The 21,462-nt window shown below is 40.5% G+C and carries 27 protein-coding genes; 26 read left to right on the forward strand and 1 reads right to left on the reverse strand.

Annotated features, from left to right (window positions below):
* The first annotated feature begins 4 nt into the window (after window positions 1-4).
* The 12 genes from rpe (at window position 5) to EHS11_RS15195 (ending at window position 6,302) form a co-directional block, all read left to right on the forward strand.
* On the forward strand, window positions 5-652 hold the full coding sequence (gene rpe, locus EHS11_RS15140) for a ribulose-phosphate 3-epimerase (RefSeq protein WP_135765211.1): 648 nt from the start codon (window positions 5-7) through the stop codon (window positions 650-652).
* Window positions 653-711: 59 nt separating this feature from the next.
* The gene (rpsP, locus tag EHS11_RS15145; RefSeq protein ID WP_135765212.1) at window positions 712-969 is read left to right on the forward strand and encodes a 30S ribosomal protein S16; all 258 of its coding nucleotides are present in this window, start codon (window positions 712-714) and stop codon (window positions 967-969) included.
* Between the two features lie 15 nt (window positions 970-984).
* Window positions 985-1,215: a KH domain-containing protein gene (locus tag EHS11_RS15150; RefSeq protein WP_109019873.1), complete on the forward strand. Its 231-nt coding sequence runs from the start codon at window positions 985-987 to the stop codon at window positions 1,213-1,215.
* Entirely contained in the window at window positions 1,205-1,744 is a 540-nt protein-coding gene (rimM, locus tag EHS11_RS15155; RefSeq protein WP_135765213.1) for a ribosome maturation factor RimM, read from the forward strand. Before EHS11_RS15150 ends, rimM begins: the two co-directional genes overlap by 11 nt.
* The gene (gene trmD, locus EHS11_RS15160) at window positions 1,734-2,387 is read left to right on the forward strand and encodes a tRNA (guanosine(37)-N1)-methyltransferase TrmD (RefSeq protein ID WP_135765214.1); all 654 of its coding nucleotides are present in this window, start codon (window positions 1,734-1,736) and stop codon (window positions 2,385-2,387) included. The genes rimM and trmD overlap by 11 nt, the downstream gene beginning before the upstream one ends.
* An 8-nt stretch (window positions 2,388-2,395) precedes the next feature.
* Window positions 2,396-2,842, forward strand: coding sequence for a 50S ribosomal protein L19 (gene rplS, locus EHS11_RS15165; protein WP_135765215.1), 447 nt, complete (start codon window positions 2,396-2,398; stop codon window positions 2,840-2,842).
* Window positions 2,839-3,534 (forward strand): ribonuclease HII, encoded by a 696-nt coding sequence (locus tag EHS11_RS15170; RefSeq protein WP_281282584.1) that lies wholly within the window; start codon window positions 2,839-2,841, stop codon window positions 3,532-3,534. Before rplS ends, EHS11_RS15170 begins: the two co-directional genes overlap by 4 nt.
* Window positions 3,518-4,171, forward strand: coding sequence for a hypothetical protein (locus EHS11_RS15175; RefSeq protein WP_135765217.1), 654 nt, complete (start codon window positions 3,518-3,520; stop codon window positions 4,169-4,171). Before EHS11_RS15170 ends, EHS11_RS15175 begins: the two co-directional genes overlap by 17 nt.
* Window positions 4,168-4,428 carry an EscU/YscU/HrcU family type III secretion system export apparatus switch protein gene (locus tag EHS11_RS15180; protein WP_135765218.1) on the forward strand — a complete coding sequence of 87 codons (261 nt, stop codon included), beginning with the start codon at window positions 4,168-4,170 and terminating at the stop codon, window positions 4,426-4,428. Before EHS11_RS15175 ends, EHS11_RS15180 begins: the two co-directional genes overlap by 4 nt.
* Before the next feature lie 34 nt (window positions 4,429-4,462).
* Window positions 4,463-5,647: a cyclic di-GMP phosphodiesterase gene (locus EHS11_RS15185; protein ID WP_135765219.1), complete on the forward strand. Its 1,185-nt coding sequence runs from the start codon at window positions 4,463-4,465 to the stop codon at window positions 5,645-5,647.
* 7 nt (window positions 5,648-5,654) lie between these two features.
* On the forward strand, window positions 5,655-5,999 hold the full coding sequence (locus EHS11_RS15190; RefSeq protein WP_135765220.1) for a YraN family protein: 345 nt from the start codon (window positions 5,655-5,657) through the stop codon (window positions 5,997-5,999).
* A 102-nt stretch (window positions 6,000-6,101) separates the two neighbouring features.
* Window positions 6,102-6,302 carry a hypothetical protein gene (locus tag EHS11_RS15195; protein ID WP_135765221.1) on the forward strand — a complete coding sequence of 67 codons (201 nt, stop codon included), beginning with the start codon at window positions 6,102-6,104 and terminating at the stop codon, window positions 6,300-6,302.
* 1 nt (window position 6,303) lies between these two features.
* On the opposite strand, the gene EHS11_RS15200 is transcribed toward EHS11_RS15195, so the two are convergent.
* A complete protein-coding gene (locus EHS11_RS15200) occupies window positions 6,304-7,785 on the reverse strand; it encodes an ATP-binding protein (RefSeq protein WP_135765222.1) in 1,482 nt (493 codons plus the stop codon).
* A gap of 121 nt (window positions 7,786-7,906) precedes the next feature.
* Between EHS11_RS15200 and EHS11_RS15205 the strand changes: the two genes are divergently transcribed.
* The 14 genes from EHS11_RS15205 (at window position 7,907) to gspN (ending at window position 21,381) form a co-directional block, all read left to right on the forward strand.
* On the forward strand, window positions 7,907-8,287 hold the full coding sequence (locus tag EHS11_RS15205; protein WP_135765223.1) for a type II secretion system-associated lipoprotein: 381 nt from the start codon (window positions 7,907-7,909) through the stop codon (window positions 8,285-8,287).
* Window positions 8,288-8,391: 104 nt separating this feature from the next.
* Window positions 8,392-9,285, forward strand: a complete 894-nt coding sequence (locus EHS11_RS15210) for a peptidoglycan DD-metalloendopeptidase family protein (RefSeq protein WP_246047929.1) — start codon at window positions 8,392-8,394, stop codon at window positions 9,283-9,285.
* Window positions 9,286-9,315: 30 nt separating this feature from the next.
* On the forward strand, window positions 9,316-10,230 hold the full coding sequence (locus EHS11_RS15215; protein ID WP_135765225.1) for a general secretion pathway protein GspC: 915 nt from the start codon (window positions 9,316-9,318) through the stop codon (window positions 10,228-10,230).
* Complete coding sequence (gspD, locus tag EHS11_RS15220) at window positions 10,208-12,007, forward strand: type II secretion system secretin GspD (protein ID WP_425460592.1); 1,800 nt, start codon at window positions 10,208-10,210, stop codon at window positions 12,005-12,007. Before EHS11_RS15215 ends, gspD begins: the two co-directional genes overlap by 23 nt.
* On the forward strand, window positions 12,004-13,680 hold the full coding sequence (gspE, locus tag EHS11_RS15225) for a type II secretion system ATPase GspE (RefSeq protein WP_135765227.1): 1,677 nt from the start codon (window positions 12,004-12,006) through the stop codon (window positions 13,678-13,680). The genes gspD and gspE overlap by 4 nt, the downstream gene beginning before the upstream one ends.
* A gap of 6 nt (window positions 13,681-13,686) precedes the next feature.
* Complete coding sequence (locus tag EHS11_RS15230; protein ID WP_135765228.1) at window positions 13,687-14,913, forward strand: type II secretion system F family protein; 1,227 nt, start codon at window positions 13,687-13,689, stop codon at window positions 14,911-14,913.
* 19 nt (window positions 14,914-14,932) lie between these two features.
* Window positions 14,933-15,406, forward strand: a complete 474-nt coding sequence (locus tag EHS11_RS15235; protein ID WP_135765229.1) for a type II secretion system protein GspG — start codon at window positions 14,933-14,935, stop codon at window positions 15,404-15,406.
* 99 nt (window positions 15,407-15,505) lie between these two features.
* Window positions 15,506-16,045: a type II secretion system protein gene (locus EHS11_RS15240; RefSeq protein ID WP_135765497.1), complete on the forward strand. Its 540-nt coding sequence runs from the start codon at window positions 15,506-15,508 to the stop codon at window positions 16,043-16,045.
* The gene (locus EHS11_RS15245) at window positions 15,999-16,541 is read left to right on the forward strand and encodes a type IV pilus modification PilV family protein (RefSeq protein ID WP_135765230.1); all 543 of its coding nucleotides are present in this window, start codon (window positions 15,999-16,001) and stop codon (window positions 16,539-16,541) included. The genes EHS11_RS15240 and EHS11_RS15245 overlap by 47 nt, the downstream gene beginning before the upstream one ends.
* A complete protein-coding gene (locus EHS11_RS15250; RefSeq protein WP_135765231.1) occupies window positions 16,541-17,173 on the forward strand; it encodes a type II secretion system protein GspJ in 633 nt (210 codons plus the stop codon). Before EHS11_RS15245 ends, EHS11_RS15250 begins: the two co-directional genes overlap by 1 nt.
* Window positions 17,136-18,236, forward strand: coding sequence for a type II secretion system minor pseudopilin (locus tag EHS11_RS15255; protein WP_246047931.1), 1,101 nt, complete (start codon window positions 17,136-17,138; stop codon window positions 18,234-18,236). Before EHS11_RS15250 ends, EHS11_RS15255 begins: the two co-directional genes overlap by 38 nt.
* A gap of 3 nt (window positions 18,237-18,239) precedes the next feature.
* Window positions 18,240-19,859, forward strand: coding sequence for a cell division FtsA domain-containing protein (locus EHS11_RS15260; protein WP_135765232.1), 1,620 nt, complete (start codon window positions 18,240-18,242; stop codon window positions 19,857-19,859).
* The gene (locus tag EHS11_RS15265) at window positions 19,859-20,383 is read left to right on the forward strand and encodes a hypothetical protein (RefSeq protein ID WP_135765233.1); all 525 of its coding nucleotides are present in this window, start codon (window positions 19,859-19,861) and stop codon (window positions 20,381-20,383) included. Before EHS11_RS15260 ends, EHS11_RS15265 begins: the two co-directional genes overlap by 1 nt.
* A gap of 2 nt (window positions 20,384-20,385) precedes the next feature.
* Window positions 20,386-21,381: a type II secretion system protein GspN gene (gene gspN / locus EHS11_RS15270; protein ID WP_135765234.1), complete on the forward strand. Its 996-nt coding sequence runs from the start codon at window positions 20,386-20,388 to the stop codon at window positions 21,379-21,381.
* The last annotated feature ends 81 nt before the right edge of the window (window positions 21,382-21,462 follow it).

A 21,462-nucleotide genomic window follows, 5' to 3' on the forward strand; every position in this document is an offset into this window, starting at 1 on the left:
ATCTATGAAAATTTCAGCCTCTATCCTTGCGGCAAAAATGACTGCATTATCTACCATTCTTCCCGGGTTTAAAAAAGAAAATATTGATTACATTCATATGGATGTAATGGACGGAAACTTTGTCCCTCAGATTTCTTTTGGAGAGGCCATCACCAAGGAAGTGGGAGAGCTCACTGACATTCCTTTGGATGTACATCTTATGGTGGCAAAACCGGAAGACCATGTTCAAAAATATCTGGAGTTAAAACCTTACTGCGTAACATTCCATATTGAAACGACACATTTTGCCGTTCGACTTGCGGAAGAGATCAGAAAGGCGGGCTGTAAGGTAGGTGTCTCTTTGAATCCTGCCACTCCTCCCGAAGCCATTTCTACTATATTGCCTTATCTTGATTTGGTGCTTTTGATGACTGTTGACCCCGGTTTTTACGGCCAATCCTTTATCAAAACTGGTTTTGAAAAGATTGAAAAAATCCGCAAGATGACCTCTCCCTACGGAATCGAGTTGGAAGTAGATGGCGGAGTCAATGAGTCCAATATCCGGGAACTGAAGCAACTTGGCGTGGATCTATGTGTTGTCGGTTCCGGGTTATTTAAAACGGGAAATCCGAACGAACAGGGAAAAAAATTGAAGGATTTGGCAAATGGCTAAAACTCACTCTTGACAGGGGGGCTAGTTTTTAAAACCTGTAGCAAAAGAGGTACACTTTCTTGGTAAAGTTAAGATTACAGAGAACTGGAACGAAAGCAGATCCACACTACCGTATTGTTGCGGCTGATATCAGATCTCCTCGTGACGGTCGTTTCATTGAGGCTGTAGGCCATTTTCACCCAACTGCATCTGCAGTAAAACAGTCCGATTTCAATGAAGAGAAAACTCTTGCTTGGTTGGGTAAAGGCGCGCAACCTACTGATACTGTCCTTGCTCTTCTTAAAAAGAACGGCATCTGGTCCAAATACAAAGGTTAAGATTCTAGTATCCAAATGGAATCACTTGTTCGTTATATAGTTCATTCTCTAGTAGACCAACCCGACCAGGTAGTTGTAAATCAAGTGCCTGGAGAAGAGGAAACGGTCATTGAGCTTCGAGTGGCTCAAAAAGACTTGGGAAAAGTCATCGGAAAAAACGGTCGCATAGCAAAGTCTTTGCGAACAGTTCTACAAGCCGCCGGCACCAAACAAGGCAAAAACTACACTTTAGAAATTGTCGACTGATCCAAGTATCATCAAAGTCGGTGACTTTGGTGCAACCCACGGAATCAAAGGTCTCATTCGAATCCACACAGAGGGTGAAACATTAGCAACCCTCAAGACTCCTATTATCTGTTTGGTAGAGTTAGTCGGTGGAGAAAAAAAACAAGTTAAGATTCTTGAAATCAAAAAACATTCCAGTTTCTATTTGGCAAAATTGGAAGGATACGAAACTCCTGAAGGAGTTGTCATTTTTCGCCAGGCGGGCATATTTCTAAAAAAATTCGAACTTCCCAAACCAGCTCCAGGTGAAGTCTATGTATTGGATTTGATCGGTTTGGAAGCAACTTACAGGTTAGGGGAAAAGGGACTTGGTTACTTTGTAAAGGAAGTCATTGACAATGCCGCCCATCCTATTCTTCGTTTCGTTGCGAGAGAAGAGATAGAACCGAAGGAAGTTCTAGTTCCCTTTTTAAATAAGTACGTCGGAGATTGGGATTTGCAAAAAAAACAAATCGAAGTGGTTTCCTGGGAGGATTGGTTTGCAGTTTAATTTCATCACTCTGTTTCCCGACAAGATCGAATCTTATTTCCAATCGGGAATCCCAGGGAAAGCCAAAAACAACGGTTTTATAGATATCAATACCATCCATTTGAGAGACTTTGCCGGCAACAAACACCAGAAAGTCGATGATACGATTTATGGAGGAGGACCCGGTATGTTATTGCAGGTAGGTCCGGTCTACAGAGCTCTGGAGTCCTTAGGTGATAAAAAAGGTCTGGTAGTTCTCATGTCTCCTTCGGGCAAATTGTTCGATCAAAAATTGGCAAAAGAACTTTATGCAAGTTCCGATTGTTTTACCTTTATTTCCGGTTACTATGAAGGGGTAGATCATCGGGTTACGGAGCATTTAATTGACAGGGAAGTGGCCATTGGAAACTATGTAATTTCATCAGGGGATTTAGCTTCTTTGGTTGTTGCGGACTGTATTTCCCGTTTGGTTCCCGGCTTTTTAGGCAAGGAAGCCAGTTTGGAAGAAGAGTCTCACAACGAAGAAGAAGAATTGGAATACCCGCAGTTTACCAAACCTTACGAATTTATGGGTTGGACTGTTCCGGACGTACTTGTGAACGGCAATCACGAAGAAATCCGAAAGTGGCGGCAAAATAACCGCAAGACAAGAAATCATTCTTAGAGGAAGCCATGAATCAGATCTTAGAAAAGGCGCTAGAAGGCGAGTTTAAAAACGAACTCAATTTTGAAATCGGTGATACGATTAAAGTTCATTACAAAATTGTTGAATCTGGGAAAGAAAGAATCCAGGTTTATGAAGGCGTCGTGATCTCGATTGCAAACAAAGGCGCAAGCAAAACTTTTACAGTAAGACGTATTTCTTATGATATCGGAGTGGAAAGAATTTTCCCTCTTCATAGCCCTAGAATTGCGAGATTAGAGTTGGTTCGAAAAGGTAGCGTAAGACGTGCTAAACTTTTCTACTTACGCGAAAAAACAGGTAAGTCCGGAAGAATCAAAGAAAGAAAAGGTGGCCAAGCAATGGTTGCCAAAGAGAAAAAAAGACAGGATGAGGCAATTGCCACAAAAGCAGCCGGAACAAAAGCTGCTGCTGCCGAGCCTCTTCAACCAGCATAAATCTTTTTTTCGACAAAGCTCCGAAAAGACCTTACTTTCCGGAGCTTTCCCTTCCTAAAAACCTTCCCATTCTCTCCCTTGACGAGGCCGGTCGTGGCACACTGGCAGGACCAGTGGCTGTCGGTATGGTTTCATTTGATGTAGATACTTTAGAAAAGATCCGATCCGGGGAAGTTCTGAAAGGAATTCGGGATTCCAAACTTTTGAGTTTGGAGAAAAGAAAACTCTTTGCAGAAGAAGTTAAAAAACTAGCGAAAGTTTGGCGAGTCGTATTAGTTTCTCACAAGTTTATCGATCGTTATAATATCAACCAAGCGATCTTTTACGGAATCAACCGTTCCATCCCTAAAAACCTTTCTCCTCACCCGTTTCTTTTCGTAGATGGAAATTATAAAATTCAAATCTCAAAACCAATAGAGGGTTATTTTTCACTGCCGAAGGGGGATGATCTTATGCCTAGTATTTCCGCCGCGTCGGTTCTTGCCAAAACCTATAGGGACGATTGGATGGAGAAAATGGAAATTGTATTTCCCGGATACGGATTTGCCCGACATAAGGGTTATGGAACTGAATTTCATCGAAATCAAATTCGAAAATTGGGAATTTCCAGAATCCATAGGTTGAGTTTTTTGAAATTTCTCCGAGAGGAAATAGTGAAAGAAGAACTATTTCCGGATGATCCACTCTCTTGATTCCTTAATTCTAAAAACCTTTCTCTCTACCCAAGGTAAGCGGACCGAGGAGCAGACTGATTCCAAGGAACCCAAATCGTCAGTTACCGGTTTGGGACCTATTCATTCACAATTTTCAAAAAATAATTTCAAAAATCTGGATTCGCTCTCCAGCAATAAACAAGAGTTAGCTTCCTTTCTGAGGGTTCGGGATAGTTTCTTTAATGAGTCCAAGACCGAACAATGGCAACATGCGACTGAAAAATCAGATCCGAAGTCTATCGAATGGAAACCTTTTTGGAATTTTCTTTTTCCGGAAATTCAATGGACCAAAAACAGAATCCATTTCCATGACAAAAAAAAGAAACGTTCCTTGGAAGGTTTTTTTCAGAAAGAGGGTGAAGATTCTTATTTTTGCGCCTTATTCGAATCCTTATTCACCGGAAAGATTTGGATTATATTTTATTTTCCAAGCTCCCCGAAAAAAGAAGGCATTTTGGAAATCAAAGCGAATTTACTTCACACTTTAGTCAGGTTGAAAAAGGATATCCCCAAGTTGAAGCCGGCTTTTTCAGGGATCGGAAAGATTCGTTTCTTTATGGAACCTAACATAGATTCTGCTGAATTGAAGCGTAGGGATCGAGGGATGTTTGCATGAAAAAAAAAGCGGTAGCACTTCAGTTTGATGCAAAGATTCACGGGGCTCCTTTTTTACTTGCTTCCGGAGAAGGAAGAAAGGCGGAACAAATCTGCGAGATTGCGAAAGAAAATGAAATCGAATTGATCGAAGACAAACTTTTGGCGGATTCGCTTGCCAAACTACCGATAGGCACCGAAATTCCCAGGGAACTTTATGATTCCGTCTCGGTTATATTCCGATATCTACTTTCCATTCAAAATGAGAAAAACAATTGATCCTATGGCAACTTCATAGTAGAATTTGCCGAACATGCGAAAGATACCGATTCAGGACTTAGCTGCAGGAACAAAATTCAACCGTTCTGTCTACCTAGACAAAGACACAGTGCTTGTGAGTTCAGGTCAGCCCATTACTCAGCAGGATTTAGATCGGCTCAAACAATTCGGAATCTCTTTCGTTCTTACGGACGGGGAACTTGTTACGGAAAGAGAATCCGCCAAACCAGGTGCCGAGAATTCCAATTACCTGGACACAAATCTTCCTTTATCTCATAATGATGAAACTTCCGCTAGGGGAAAATACATTCTAGACAAAGCAAATGGCAATAAAGTAGAGTTTACTGCTTTATTCAAAGACTGTTTCGAATTGGTTCAAAAGACATATAGATCCGCCTCGGAAGGCAAATACACCGAAATCAGGGAATTTCGTGATATTGCGGAAAGAATAACCGACCATGTAAAATCAAATCCGCAGTTGCCCATTTTATTATTTGCACATTCCCATTCAGGTTATTACTTATATTCTCATATTTGTTATGCGACTTTCTTCTCCATTTTACTCGGAACCTATTTGGAGTTTTCAAGACCCAAACTGATTGATTTGGCAATCGCCGCCATATTCGCAGACATGGGAATGGTAACGGTTCCGGAAGAAGTTTCGGAGAAAAAAACAGCTTTAACTGAATTGGATCATAAGACGATTAAGAGGCATCCCGTTACAGGTTATCAAATTCTTACTCAAAGATTGAAGCTTAAAAACTCGCTCGCGATCGTCGCTCTCCAACACCATGAAGCGGTAGACGGTAGCGGTTATCCTCAAAAGATCACTTCCAACGAGATGGAAGAACTAACAAGAGTATTTATGATTGCTGATCAATTTTCCGCAATGATTGCAACTAGGCCCTATCGACCCGCGTTTCTTCCCTATGATGCGATGAAGTTGATGATCAGTGTGAATGTGAATCGTTTCGATTTGAAAATGGTCAGGTTGTTTTTAAATAAACTGGGAATGTTTCCTATCGGGTCAGGGGTTTTATTATCCGATAACCGGACCGGAATTGTAATTGATTCCAACAAAGACAAACCACTTCGACCCGTTATTCGCATAACAAAAGATGTTGAAGGCAATCGCTTGAGACTCTTGGAATTCGTCGATTTGATGATCGATTTGAATACCTATATCCAAAAAGCCATCCCGTTTTCCCAAATTTACTAAAATACCTGTGAAAAAAACAGAGTTAGGCAAGTGGGGAGAGAATTTCGGAGCGGATTACCTCGGTTCCCAGGGGCATTCCGTACTTATTACGAATTTCAGAAACAAGTTCGGAGAATTGGACATAATCAGTTTCGCAGGGGAAGTCCTTTATTGCACCGAGGTTAAAACCTGGAACCAAACCCTCCATTTTCACCCTCTTCAGGTTTTTAATGAGACAAAAAAGAACCGAATGAGGAAGGTGTATTATTATCTGACAAAGTCTCATCCCGCACTTTCTCACCTAACAGTATCATTTTGTTTGTTGCATATAAACGAAAAAAGGGAAGTGAGTTTTTATTCCCATCTATTCTAAAATACTTCATCAAGGGTTTTTTCTTACCCGCCGATGGATTCAGTATCCCTAGCGGGATCTGCTCTCAAGGATGAGAGTATGTTCGTTACAAGGAAGTAACTCATGAGACAATTTAGTATATTAGGAAATCTTGCTGAAACCGATGAATTCGGACCGGATCCCGTTCTTTTGCGTAAAAGGGGTATGGCTTCCACAATCGAGAAAAAAAGCTCTACTTATAAGAAAAAAGTGAATGATCCGGCTTATATGGATTATGCGATCAATAAAATAGCTATGGAAATCTCCCATTTTATCTCGAAGTAGGTTAACAAATTTCTTGTAACCAACTTCCTGATGAAATCATTTCAAATGCCTCTAAAAAATGTTTCCCCTCTATTTCAGACGATTGGTTCCAATCCGCAACGGTTCTGGATAGAGACATCCAATCTCTTCTTTTTCGGAAGGAGAAATTTTTTATTTTGTATTTTTTGCAGTATTCTTCCAGGAGATCTTCTTCTATGAAGTTGGACTCCTTTTTCGTATTTGCTTTTGCCATTCTAATTTGCCGGAATTGAAAACTCTCTTCCAGTTGCCGTTTCATATCCTTTTCTTTGATCTGGACTTTTCTTTTTTCATCATTTGCAAATAAGGAAATCACCAGACAGATTCTATCCAAGAAAGGTCCGGATAATTTTCTCAAATAAGTTCTGATTCTTAAATGAGAACACTTGCAGTAGTTTTTGCCTCCGTAATTTCCGCAAGGGCAGGGGTTGATCGCACCTAAAATCATACAGTCTGCAGGTAGTATTTCTTTTCCATTTACGCGTGTTATATGGATCTTTTTTTCTTCCATAGGTTCTCTTAAACTTTCTATGGATTTTTCCTTGAATTCTCCCAGCTCGTCCAAAAACAATATCCCTCCGTGAGCGAGTGATATTTCTCCGGGTTGGATCGGAGTTCCTCCTCCTACCAGGGATTGTTCGGTGCAAGTATGGTGTGGAGACCGAAATGGGCGTTTTCCTACTTCCAAACCTTGTCCCTGCAAAATCGATCCCAGATTTCCTTTGAAAATGGATTCGGTTTCTTCTTTGGTCCAGCTTGGCAAAAGGGAACTCATCATTCTCGCGAGCATTGTCTTACCTTCCCCTGGGTTTCCTATCAAAAGGGTATGATGACGCCCTAGAGCGGCAATACAGAGCTGGTGCAAGGCAACGGATTGGGAATCGGAGAGAAATACCGACGACCATGACTCTTCCGATTCCTGAATCACAGGGAATTTGTTTTTTGCGGTCTTTTCCACGGTAAAGGGAAAAGATAAATCACTTAGGCTTTCTAAAAATATGTAGTTTCCCTGGGGGATGATTGCTCCGCGAAGAGATCCGGGTAAAATCACAGTGTCTGTTTCTGAAAAGTTTCGAAACCAAAGTAGGGGGAGGAGATCCTTTTCTCCAATTACATTTCCATTCAAATTGAGTGATCCTAGTATGATCGTATTTTCAGGAAAGGAACATTTCGCCTGACCTGTCGCCTTTAAGATACCTATGGCGATGGCTAGATCCAAGAATGCGCATTTCTTTGCTAGGTGAGAAGGGCTGAGGTTGACAACGATCGTATCCATGGGAAAGGAAAATCCGCTTGCTTCCATCGCCATTCGGATCCGATCCCTGGATTCCTTCATACCTAGCGAGGCATTTCCCAAAAGATGGAACAACGGAAGTCCTTTTTTAATCCCTATTTCAACCTGGATGGGAGAGGCTCCTCTTTTTTCTAAATGCAAACTGGTTACTTCAGCTAATTGTGGAAACATAAATACCTTTATAAAAGGAATAGGTTGGAATTATCTTTGTTTGGTTCGAAAAAATAAAAATTAGCTTTCTTTTTTAAGCAAATTCTGTTCTCTTTTCAAAGAGTTTGTTTAGGTAGGTTGGTTGTTTCGGATCCATTTATTATTCATTTTGCTCTTCTTCTTTAGCTGTTCTCATAGATTGATTGAAAAAGAAAGATTAAGAGAGATTAACGCGTATTATGATGAGAAAATTTTTCTCCTCAAAGAAGATGTGCGTCTTTCTCCGGAAGAGATTTGGAAAAAAGGCACTCAGGTGCGAATCTATGTGGAATCCACCCCATCCCTGCTCAAGCTTAAGTTCTATCCGGCGAATGAGTCGAGAGAGAACTCCGTAGGTAAGCTTGCTGCCTACATAATCAATGAAAATGTGAAAAAATTAAAATATGAGTTCGAAGACGTTGATGCTTGGGTTATGGATAAGTTTCAAGTTTACGAACCAAAAGATAAAAAAACAAAAAAGTAGTTAGGTTTGGGATGCTTCGATTTTTACATGCGGTTTCTTTCTTTTTCTTAAATTCAAGATTCATTAGTTTCTTATCCGATATTTTTTATGTGAGAAGGATTTTTTTGATATCTACCTGTCTTTTTCTGGCAGCAGGCATCCATGCCAATCCATTTGCCCGTTTTAACGAGGAAGTGGAAAAATCTCTCACTACATCCCAATCTTCAGGTATGTTCAAACTCTTCGGGAACCAAGATGCCGAAATCCAAAAATTATTCGCCATGGGGATCAATTCTGTGGAAGAGGAAGAAGAGGAACTCGCCTCCTTCGACCTTCCCAAATATATCAATATTTCTCCTGTAATCAGCAATACTGTTGTTCATGAATCAGGAATCGTAATTAAAAAATACACAGTTCAAAAAAAGGACAATCTTTCCAAGATTTCCCGCGCTTTCGGTTTGGACGTTGCCCGAATCAAAAAACACAATTCACTTGCTTCCACCAATTTAAAATTGGGACAAATTTTAGAGATTCCTGTTCAAACTAAAAATGCTTCTTCTTCGCGAGTGATTAAGAAGAAGATATTTATCCTCCCTGTCCCCGAAAGCAGGGTGACTTCCCGTTATGGAAGAAGAGTGGATCCGTTTAATAAATACAACCGGGTTTACCATACTGGTCTTGATTTGGCTGCAAAAGTGGGAACCGCAGTTCTTGCTTCTGCCGATGGAGAAGTGATTTTCACAGGAAGAAACGGCGGTTATGGAAACTCAGTCATCATCCAACACAAAAACGGATATAAAACGGTTTACGCCCATTGCTCACAGATTTTAGTTGAGGTGGGGGAAGCTGTTAAAATGGGAAGAGTCATCGCTGCCGTAGGAAGAACCGGGACTGCCACTGGTGCCCACCTTCATTTTGAGGTTTTTCGCAATGGAAAACTGATGAACCCAGAAACTGCACTAAATTTCACTGAAAAGTTCGTTACCAAACTCCCGAAATCGGAAGTTGCTGGGATTTAAAAGGGAATTGTTCCCAAGGGAACATCGCTTATGAATTCTGTTTTCGCACGCATTCAAAGTAATAAATTTTTTACTCTTATACCTGCGGTTATTCTATTCTCTTTCTCACTTGCTTATCTTTCCCGCCTGATTCTTTTGCTTATTTTTAGCACCGAGTCCGGTGCTGGGTTTGCCTCTCTTCCCAAACCTAAATTTGCCAAACAGGAAGTTGTACTAGCTGTTACAACCTATGAAGAATTGGTTTCCGGAAATTTGGTTCGCGGGGTTGTTTACGACCCGAACCAACCTAATAACAAAGGTCCCGACGGACAAGACTTGGATCCGGAGATTGCAGCTGATAACGGTGATGCGGACCAAATGATTGTTACTGGAACACTTTCCGGACATTGGTCTTTCGCTCGGGTGACCATTCGGGAAAAGACAGTCAATGATTCGGAAGAATATGCGGTAGGGGAAATGGTGGGAGGGTATAAGGTTCAATCCATAGAACAACACTATGTAGTGTTGAAAAAGGGAGGACTCAGTCTAAGGGTGAATATTGGTGAGACTCCGGCCCAGGCCAAAGAGAGAATCCGTCCTAAAGCGGAGGATGGAGCCCCAGCACCTTTGGCCTCCACTCAAACGGTTCAAAAAGTCCTTTCCAGAGAAGACGTGAACCGAAAACTGAAAGATCCGAATACCATTTATAAAAATGCCCGCTTTGGACCTCATTTAGTTGATGGAAAGATTGAGGGATACAAACTCTACCAAGTTGCAAAAGACCATGTTTTTTATGCCTTGGGGGCCAGAAGTGGGGATATTGTGAGAAGGGTGAATGGAATGCCTTTGAACGATACTGAGAAAATGTTAGAAATCTGGAGTTCTGTAAAGCAGGCTCCTAAAATTACAATCGATTTGGAAAGACAAGGCAAGATTATCACATATGAGTTTATTATACGGAACTAGAATGAAACGAAATTTCGCAGTTTTATTGTTATTTGCTACTTTCTATCTGATTGTGACTCCTACCTTCTCCCAAGAGAAGGTAAAATTAAAATCCAAATCGGGAAACAATTCCAATGCAGAGCCGGTCAGTTTTACTGCGGACTGGAGAGATACGGAACTCAAAGATTTCCTTATGGGAATGAGTGCGATCATCAAAAGAAACATTCTGATCGATGATTCCGTAAAAGGCAAAAAAGTTACTATCATCTCTCAAAAAAGAGTCAAAGTCGAAGACGCATACGGATTTATGAAATCCGTACTTGAGTCTCAAGGTTTCGGTCTGATTGAAGAAAACGATTTGATCAAAGTTGTAAAGATAAAAGATGCACTCGCCAAATCTCAGATCGTTCGTATTGGAAAAGATCCGATTCCGGAAAATGAAATCGGTTTGAACAAAACAATCACTCAGATCGTTCCTTTGGAATTTTCGAATGCTCTTGAATTGGAGCCGATTTTAAAAAGAGTTACTTCAGCTGATACTGATATCATCATTCCCAAAAATCAAAACACTTTGATTTTTTCTGGCTCAACTGCCGATATTAACAAATTACTGAAGTTAGTTGACAATCTGGATATCAGAATTGAAGGTCCCGGAGCGATTTCTTCCGCGGGAGATATTCATATTTATACATTGGAATACAACGAGGCTGAAAAATTGGCTGCTATTTTGGTCAAATTGGATATGCCTGATATGCCGACTGCTCCACCAAGCGGTGGTCCTCCTCCAGAAGGAGGGGAAATCAAACAACCTCCTCCTGTAGTTCCTCCTCCTCAGCAAAACCGCCCTCCCAGTGGAAAACTGGACAAGATCAAAGCGGTCGCTCATAAAGAATCCAACTCTTTGATTGTAACTGCGACTCCGCAAGAGTGGGAAGAAATCAAAAAAATCATTAAAATTCTGGATTCCGCCAGAAAACAAGTGTTACTTGAGGTTCTGATCGTAGAATTGACTTCTACGGATTTGAACGACTTCGGTATCGACTGGCGCTATCAAAAACTGGCATATGGTCAGTTTAACACCGGTCTTGCGGCAACAGGCGGGGTGATTGATAAAAACGGGCGTCCTACGAATGTGAACACATTGTCCGGATTCTCTCTAGGGTTTTTAAAAAGAGGTGGGGAGCAGATCATCGGTATCTTGAATGCCAATTCCACAAATGAAAATTTCAATGTATTGTCTGCCCCGCAAATTCTAACTTTGGATAACCAGGAAGCCGAGATCAACGTCGGGCAGGATGTTCCCGTTAGAACCCAAAACAGAAATGCGGGAACCGGTGGAGACAACGCCGTGACGGTTGCAAACTTCGAATATCGCCCAACAGGGATTAAGTTAAAATTCACTCCTCATATCAATAAAAACAATCGAATCACTTTGGATTTATACCAGGAAATCAAGAACGTAGCGGGGATTTCTTCCGAAGCAACGGGAGGAAACCCTACCTTCAACAAACGGGATATCAAAACTACGATCGTAGTGGACAATATCCAAACCATTGTGATTGGGGGATTACTTTCCAATGACAAACAAAAAAAGGTTCAGAAAATCCCTATTTTGGGTGAAATTCCTTTGATAGGAAATCTTTTCCGCAGAACAACAAATCAACTTAGAAAAACAAATCTAATGGTGTTTTTGACTCCGCACATTTTGGAAGACAGGGAAAAATCCGATCGGATGACCATCCAAAAGAAAAACGAACAAGAAAGAATGGTCGAAGATAGAGATAAGAGATTGAGATGAGAAAAAGCCTAGGGCAAATCCTCTTAGAAGACGGGATTCTTACTGTTAAGGATCTCGACGATTTAACCAAACAACAAGAAAAAACCAACCTTCCACTAACGCATATTATACAAAAGAAAGGTCTTGCTTCGGAGATAGATATTCTCAAAGCGCTTTCCAAATTACATAGATTGGAATTCCGTGAAAAATTGGAGTTTCAACAAAACGAAGAAATTTATGCACGTATTCCCCTAAAGCTCGTTCAAAGATCCAAAATCGTACCTTTTTCCGTTGAAAAAAACAAGATCAAGGTGGCTACGAGTGATCCGACCGATTTGCATCCTATGGATGATATCCGTTCCTTTTTAAAAGGTTATGATATTGAATTTGTTTTAGCTCCTGAACAGGAAATCATGCGAATCGTACATTCGCAATTCGACAAGAGTACTGCCGAAGCAAAAGAGATGATGGATGAGATGGACGGGTCTTTCGGGGATCTTTCCGATGCATTTGAAACCGATGCTCTCGATCTTTCCAACGAAGCACCTATCATTAAAATGGTGAATGTGATCCTTTCTCAAGCCGTTTCGGAAAGAGCTTCGGATATTCACATTGAGCCGTTTGAAAAAACAGTGATCGTTCGTTACCGTGTGGACGGAGTATTGCAGAAAGTCCTCTCTCCACCTAAATCATATTTGGCGGGTATTTCCACCCGTATTAAAATCATGTCCAATCTCAACATTGCCGAGAACAGACTACCTCAGGATGGTAGGATCAAACTTCGACTTGCGGGAAAGGATGTGGACGTGCGGGTTTCCATCATTCCCTGTCAGTTCGGCGAACGTATCGTAATGCGATTATTGAATAAAACCGATCAGAAATATTCGATCAATACGATGGGATTTACAGACAATATCCTAAACACATTCAAAGATCTGATTTATAAACCTTACGGAATCATTCTCGTAACGGGACCTACAGGTTCCGGAAAATCAACCACTCTCTATTCCGCACTTACCGAAATCAATACGGAAGAAAGAAATATCATCACTTGCGAAGATCCTGTGGAATATCAGATCGATGGTATCTCGCAGATGCAGATGAACGATAAAATCGGACTTACATTTGCGGCAGGACTTCGTTCCATCCTTCGTCAAGATCCGGACGTGGTGATGGTGGGAGAAATCCGGGATGAAGAGACGGCGCGGATTGCCATCCAGGCATCCCTTACCGGTCACTTGGTATTCTCCACACTTCACACGAACGACGCTGCTTCATCTGTGACTCGTTTGGCGGATATGGGAATCGAGCCTTATTTGATTACCTCTACGGTTCTTGGTTTTATGGCACAACGACTTGTACGTGTTATTTGCAAAGATTGCAAAGTTGCTTATAAGCCAACGGACAAGGATTTGGCCGGTCTTGGGATTTCAAGAAAAGAATTAAAAAATGGCGTACTTTACCGGGGTAAAGGGTGTCCAACCTGTATGAACTCAGGTTATAAAGGAAGGACAGGGATTTACGAGCTCATGATCATCGACGATGATATTAAAAAGGCCGTTTTACAAGGTGCCGACTCCAACCGAATCAAAGAAATTGCTTTAAAAAACGGACTTTCCACACTGAGAGATTACGGAAAAATCAAAGTGATTCAAGGGGTTACAACTCCGGACGAAGTGATCCGGGTAGCGTAAAATCCCATGCCATTATTTACCTATGTAGCGTTCAATCGGAAAGGCAAAGAGGAAAAGGGCATTGTCGACGCAAACAATGTCCAGGCGGCCCGTAACAAGTTAAAGGTGAAAGGACTTTACGTCCGTTCGATTTTGGAAGACCGGGAAAAAGAAGAAAGAGAACTGTTTCCTTTTCTCTCTCAATTTTTATATCGTATTCCCAGAAAAGAGGTCGGGCTTTTTTCCAAACAACTGGGAACTCTTTTGGGTGCCGGGATTCCGCTTGACCGATCTTTGGCGTCGATCATCGATCAAACCGAAAACATCTACTTAAAAAAAGTTTTAATAGAAATCAGAGCGGACATAACGGAAGGCCTTTCCCTTTCCGAGTCTATGAAAAAACATCCTACTGTTTTTCCGGATCAGTACCCTTCTCTGATTTCCGTAGGGGAATCGACGGGAAATTATGAAGACACACTTACTCGTTTGGCAGAACTGGAAGAAAAATCGGCAGAGCTAAAATCAAAAGTACAAGTAGCGATGATTTATCCCATCATTATGGGAACTCTGTCTTTGGCAGTGTCCGTGTTTTTACTCATAGTAGTGATTCCTCAAATTGAACAATTATTCGCATCCTTCAATGCTACTTTGCCATTGATCACAAGGATAGTCATCGGGTTATCCTATTTTTTAACAAATTACTGGTGGCTCATCATTATCAGTTTGGTAGTGAGCGGATTCAGTTTCGTGAAATGGAAAAGTACTGAAAATGGTAGAAAGTCTTGGGACAAGATTCTTTTGAAAATCCCAGTCATCGGTCCTCTACTCAAAAAAGTGATGGTTTCCAATTTTGCGAGGAATTTATCCATACTTCTGATGAACCGTGTTCCTTTGATTACCTCTTTACAGATCGTCTCGGATGTGGTAAACCATACAGTGTTTAGGGAAGAAATTGCACAAGCCATCATCAAAATCAAGGAAGGTGGAAAACTTTCCGATTCTTTGCAGGGATCTCAGATCTTATCTCAAATGGTTCTAGGTATGTTGAACGCAGGAGAGGCATCCGACAGAGTTCCCGAGATGATGACCAAACTTTCCGAAATTTATGAAAGCGAAGTGGATACTGCAATAAAATCTTTGACCCAATCTTTGGAACCGATCATGATTTTAGTTATGGGTGGTATCATCTTCACCATCATGGCGGCCATTATGACGCCAATGTACAAACTGACTCAAGAAATTCAAAATATGTAATGTTTAGGGGTAATGAATAATGAAACGAATCGGAAAAAATCGCAAATCTAGAGAGGGACTTACCTTAATTGAACTAACAGTGGTAATCCTTATCATTGGTTCGCTTATGGGAATTCTATATGCCGGTTTTAAAAACTTTGGTAGTGGAAATGACAGCCAAGCTAAACTAAAGATTCAAAACGATAGCCGTATTCTTGAAATCAAATTGAGAGAGTATTTTGATAAATTTTCGAAATACCCAACCGAAGAACAAGGGTTACGCGCTCTAATCGAACGTCCGGATGATGAAGAAATTGCAGCTGATTATGAGCCACTCATCAAAGATAAATCGGTTTTAAAAGATCCTTGGGGAACTCTTTATCAAATGAAGTATGATGAGAATAATAATTATCAGATTTTAACTCTTGGAGCTGATAAAAAAGATGGTGGAGAAGGTCGTAACAAAGACTTCAATATCTTGGATTCCGAAGATTATCCGACAGCTTTAAAATAAATGAAAGTTTTTGGCAGGCAAAAAGCCGGCCAGAAATCAGTTCGCTCTGGGTTAACCATTGTCGAGCTGGTTTTAGTGATCTTTATTGTAGGTTTCCTTATGGTGTTTATCGGAGGAAGCCTTCGAAACTTGCTTGTTCCTTCTACGGAAGACATATCCGCAAAACTTTCAGAATCATTTAAATTCGGTGCGGAAAAGGCCCAGCTCACAAATCAATCCGTTGCATTTAAATACAATTTTGAAACGGCAGAATATCAGTTTTTTTTACTCAAACGGGAAGAAGGCGGAATTGAAGAAGAGCCTATATTGAAAAAAAATAAACTTCCTTTTTATTCCAAAATTTTGAAAGCAAGAGATGTGTCAGGTAAAGTCACTTATCAAGGTGTCTTGAAGATATTATTTTCACCCCAAGGTACTACGACGGATGTATTTTTATATATAGGTTCCGAATCGGAGATCAAAAAAACGATGCAGTTGTATCGTTATGGAGGAAAGATCAAAGTTCACAAAGGCGAATATATTTATGAAGAACCTTCCAAGCAGGAAAAGATTTCTTACGGATTAGATGAACGCGATGAGCAAATGGAACAAAATGCAACCGGCAGCAAACAAGGCAAACCTCCGTCGCCAGTTAAGTAGACGGGGATTTACCTTAGTTGAAGTTACCATAGGTATGGCTATGGCAGCTGTTGCTATGGTTTATACTTATAGTATGATTGCCGACGGAATGAAATACCAAAAGAAGGGAGTTCAACTTTCCAATGCGGTACACCTGGCAAAAATCAAAATGGCCCAGGTTGATTCTTCGACCACGATGCAATCGGATACTTCCAAAGGTGAAATTCCGGGCTTTCCGGGATATCGTTTTGAAACGGAAATCAAAGAAGAAGAAATGGATCTTTTGAAACTGGCAGCAGGTCCCAATGCCGAGGCATTGAAGAAAAAAGCTCCGAAAGATATGTTAGGTGACAAAGATGTGGGCTTAAGCGATTTGATGAAAAAAAGAAGCCAGACCAAAAACTTTGAAACAGGTGGTATTATGAAAGTGTTTCGGGTGAAGGTTTCCATCACTTACCCGGACGGAATCAAAGATGCTACATATACAGTAGAAACATTCAGGTCAACGAAATACTAATGAGGCTAAGGCGGGGATTTACACTCATCGAAATTTCAATCGTGATTATGGTGCTCGGAAGCATATTCACAGGAATCTTTATGGTGTTTTATACCTCGAATAACATCGCAAAAAAAGGTGCTTCTCAAAAAGGCGCGAACAGAAAAGATATTTTATATGCTGTGGAGAATATCCGTGCCACAATCACCCGGACTTATTATATTGATAATCAAAGAAGGGTTTTGTTTGCCGGAAAAACGGAAGGGGTTCCCGGAGAAAGAAACGATCGGATTACTTTTTGCACTTCCAATCCTTATGCGGAAGAAGAGGACAGCGCTTCGGTCAGAGAGGTTTCATTTTACTTGCGTAAGATGGAAAATCCGAAACAACCGGATCTTTATTATTTAATTCGAAGAGAAGATGAGATGGTGGACAGTTCTCCAACCCAAGGTGGAATTGAACATATTCTACTCGAAAATGTAAAAAGCTTTCAATTGAAATATTCGGAGAGAGGGGACAAATGGGTAGATGATTGGAATTCGAAAACTACCAAAAAAATTCCAAGACTCGTACGTGTGGAAATCATATCTCTTGTAGGAAATAGTTTTTTAAAATATGAATCATTGGCGCATCCGGGCATATTATACAAATAAAAGAAGACGTGGTGGGTTTATGGTGCTTGTGCTGATCATGGCACTTGGATCGGCCTCGCTATTCACTGCGGGAAAGTTCTTTCAAGATGCTGCTACGGAATACCAGATTGCACGAACCCAAGCGGACGGATTCCGAGCACATATGTTAGCCAAGGCTGGATTTATGGGAGCTGTCGGTGCATTGAAAAAAATTCCCGAAGATGTTCTCTACCAATCAGGTCTTGCCTTGGATCCTCCCCCCATACCTCTCGGTGGTGGAGTGATTTATTATACAATGAGTCCCGAAGACGGGAAAATCAATATCAACTCTCTGGTCAAAATCTACGACGACCAACCCAACCAAAGGTCGATCGAAATGATGTCCCGGTTGTTTTACCAATACGGACTGAAACGGGAAATGATTTTTCCCATACTCGACTGGATTGATGAAAATCATCAGGAAACGGGGGGAGGTGCGGAACAATATTATTATTCCAGATTGAAACCTCCCAGAAAAATCAAAAATGCTCCTTTCTATTCCTTATCGGAACTCTTGAATGTAAAGGGATTTGATCGTGCCATTGTTTATGAATCTTTGAAACCGAAAGATTTTGATAAAAACAATTCCAAGGACTTTTTAACGGAGGAAGAAAGAGCGCTTCGATCCGATAAAGACTATGTGCTTTCCAGTAATGTCACTGCCTATCTGCCTTACGGGGATTCCTACGACGATCGGATCAATATCAATACCGCTCCTTACTTTGTGCTCATGTCTCTTTCCGATTTTATGACCAAACAGGCAGCGATGAAAATTTTGAAACTCAAGTTGCAGAAAGGAGGGTACATTAAAGAGTTGAAAGACTTGGAAAAGGAACCCGAATTTCAAGTGAAAACCTCAGGAGAATTGACCCTTTACAAAGAACTTGCAGGGGAAGGAACTGAGGTTTCAGGCGGAAGAATTAAGACAAAGGGAGAAGTATATAAAATCACTGGGGTTGGGATCATTAAAGACAAAGTTGTCCGCAAAGTAACGGGAATCTTTGATCTCACAAACAACCAGATGTTATACTACACGGAAGATTAGAAAATGTTATCATTTGATCAATACCTTGCCATTGACTATGGAAGTACTTTCTTAAAAGGGGTACTCTTTAAAAAAGTCCTTGGAAAGATCACAATACTAAGAACGGAAACCTTGTCAGTTGTGGAACTGAACGAAAATGAAGGTGATCCTTTCGAATACAATATCGTCCGGTTTATACAGTCGTTTTTTCCCGAAGAGACGAACTTTTTAATCAACCTGGGAATTCAAAATTTATTTGTTCGGGATTTAAGCATTCCTCTGATCACTGAAAAAGCGATCAAAGAAGTCCTGCCGTTTGAAGTGGAAAACTTGGTTCCTTATCCTATGGAAGAGTTGGAAGTCATCGGTAAAACGTGGAGGATTGGAAAGGAAGCTTCGGAAGTCATTTCTTTCAATGTTCATCATTCCGAATTGAATCGTGCATTGAAACCATTTATCAAAGGAGATCTTCATCTAAACTGTTTGTCTTTGGATTCCTTTGTTTTGTCTTCTCTGGTCTCCAAAAATTACAATATTCTAATTAAAGAAAAATCGATCCTTCAATTGGACATTGGCGGAAAATATTCCATATTCAATATTTTGTATGAAGGCAAACTTCGCCACACCAGACAAATCTATATGGGTGGCGAAGAGATTACGGAAGAGATCGCCCGAGTATTGAAAGTGGATACTCCCCGTGCCGAAGAGATCAAACATTCCATTGATTTTTCCATGTTCTCAGACCTGGTTTCAGAGTCAGAATCCAAATTTTTAACCAGGTTTTCCATTTCCCCTGTTTCCTATAAAAACATAAAAAAATTCATTCAAACCAAGTTCGAATCCATTGTTCATGAAATGGAAAACAGTATTTTTTCTTTGCCTGAAAATGAAAGACCTGAACTGCTTTTGCTCTCGGGCGGAGGTAGCTTGTTTGTCGATTTGACCGAGCTTATGCAATCCAGGCTCGGCATTGCAGTGAGTCGATATGAGTTTTTAGGAATAGATGATCCGACTCTTGTGACTGCCGTCGCTACGGGAGTTCACTATGAATCACGCAGTCAGGTTGATTTTTTGGGAACAGGATTTGCAAAAAGAATCAATACAAATTCATTTCGTTTGTCCGCCTTTAAATCTCATTTAGCATTAATTAGTATATCATTATTGCTTTTGTTAGGTGTCTTTGTCATAGGAATTATCTTAGACAATCGGAAGATTGCTGCGAATAAAAAAATTCTCGTCGAAAAATATAAAATTGGAATCGGCGGCGAGATTTCGGAAGAGGATGATCCTCTTATGATTGCCGCATCTAAACTGAAGGCGGAAAAGAAAAAAACGGAGATCTATCGTCTTTTTCTCTCCCAAGAAAGTATTTTAGATCTTTTGAATGAAGCTACGGAACAATTTCCATCTTCGGAAGTGTTGCCCTTTGTTTTGGACCAGTTCAATTTTGATGAAAACGAAATTCAAATTTACGGAAGGGTGAATGAATTCGGCGAAATAGGTATCATTCAAGCAGCACTTGAAAAATCGGAAAAGTTTACAAATATACAGGTTTTAAACAAGAGACTTATCACCGGAGTGAACAAATATAAAGTAAGTTTTAAAATCAAAATGGATATTGTCATTCCAAAGGATGAGCCATAATGTTAGATCGATTAAATGACAGAGAAAGGATGCTTGTAATCGGGTCAGTGTTCTTGGTGGCAGCGCTCGGAATTTATACGATTCTTTCCATTTTTGTGGATTTAAGAAACAAACTTACGGAAGAAATTTATGAAACCCGTTCCCACGCGACTCAGCTGGATCGGGTGATTCGGGAATTCAATTATTTAAAAAGCCTTCAGACCGGTGGAAGCGAAGAAGATGTAAGTGTAATGTATTCCAAACTGGATCAGATTATGGTTCGATATAACCTGAAAGATAAAGTTCAGACTATGAAGGATACAACGACTGTGATTCGTAAGGATTATAACAAGATCCAGATTGATGTATCATTCCGATCCGTTTTACTTCAGGATGTAATCAAGTTTATTTATGATATAGAAAAAAACAAACAAGTCCAGGCAAAGGTGGATTATCTTACTTTTAGAAAACCATTTGTAGAAAAAGAAATTTACGATGTGAATCTTAAAGTTTCCTCTTACAGCAGAATCACAAAAGGAAAATAACTGTGGCTAAAGAAAAAGACGTTGATTTAGGACCGGAATTGGAAGATGAGCTTTCTGAAGATGAATTGCTTCAGGAATCTCTTTTAGAAGACGGAGAATCAAATGAGATTCCTGAAGGAGAAGAAGATAATAAACAACTGGACTCCACCAAAATCTTAATGTTAGTCGGTCTTGGAGTTTTCGCTTTTGTTTTCTTTTTCTTTTTTACATTTCCTTTAAATGAGATTGTACGTTCTATTCTTGCCGAATCTTCCAAAGAAACAGGTATCGTTCTCGAAGCAAAAGAGATTCATTTTCCTTTTTTCGGAAGAAAGTCTTTTGATTCTTTTGTGGCGCAGTTTGCGAGCGGTAGTGTTATAAAAGCGGAAGAGCTTAGTTTTTCTTTGTCTTTATTCGGACTCATCAGCGCTCGGTTGGATGGAGATGCTGAGATCGGTTTTTTAAAATACGAAGGAGGAGAGTGGTCGGTACAAGCAAAATCCGTAAGTTTTCCGATCAAAATTTCCTCTATCGACGACAAGGTCACTCGTTGGAATGGAGAAGGCGAAATCCTATTGTCCGGCGGAAAGTTCTTCGAATCAATGGAAATCCCCATGCTCGGAAGTTTGAAGGGACATGAAATCAAAAAAGCAAGTTTTCAATTTAAGATTCGTTCCGGCAAAGTGATGATTGAAAAGGGATTGATTGATTCAAGTATAGCCAAGATCCAATTCCAAGGTGTCATTCGACTTTCGGATAGCATTTCTCTTTCCCAATTGGAGATCAAAGCTTGTGCCAGTCTGAATGATAAATTTGCACAAGAAAGACAGGATATTGCAGGTCTTGCGACTCTTTTGCCCCAAGAAAACGGAAAAATCTGTATCCCTATTCGCGGATCGATCTCTTCGCCTAAAGTGGACATCCCCAACTTAAATCAATTAGGTGGCGCTAACTCCAATATCCAAACGGAACAACCCACCCTCGAACCTATCGCCCCGGCTCCTACCACGAACCCATAAAAAAGCACCTAAGTAAAAGGTGCTCTTTCAACTTTTCAGAAACTGTTTTTAGATTTAAATTAGTTCGACTCGTATCTCTTC

The organism is Leptospira ilyithenensis (genome assembly GCF_004771005.1).
Taxonomy (GTDB): Bacteria; Spirochaetota; Leptospiria; order Leptospirales; family Leptospiraceae; genus Leptospira_A; species Leptospira_A ilyithenensis.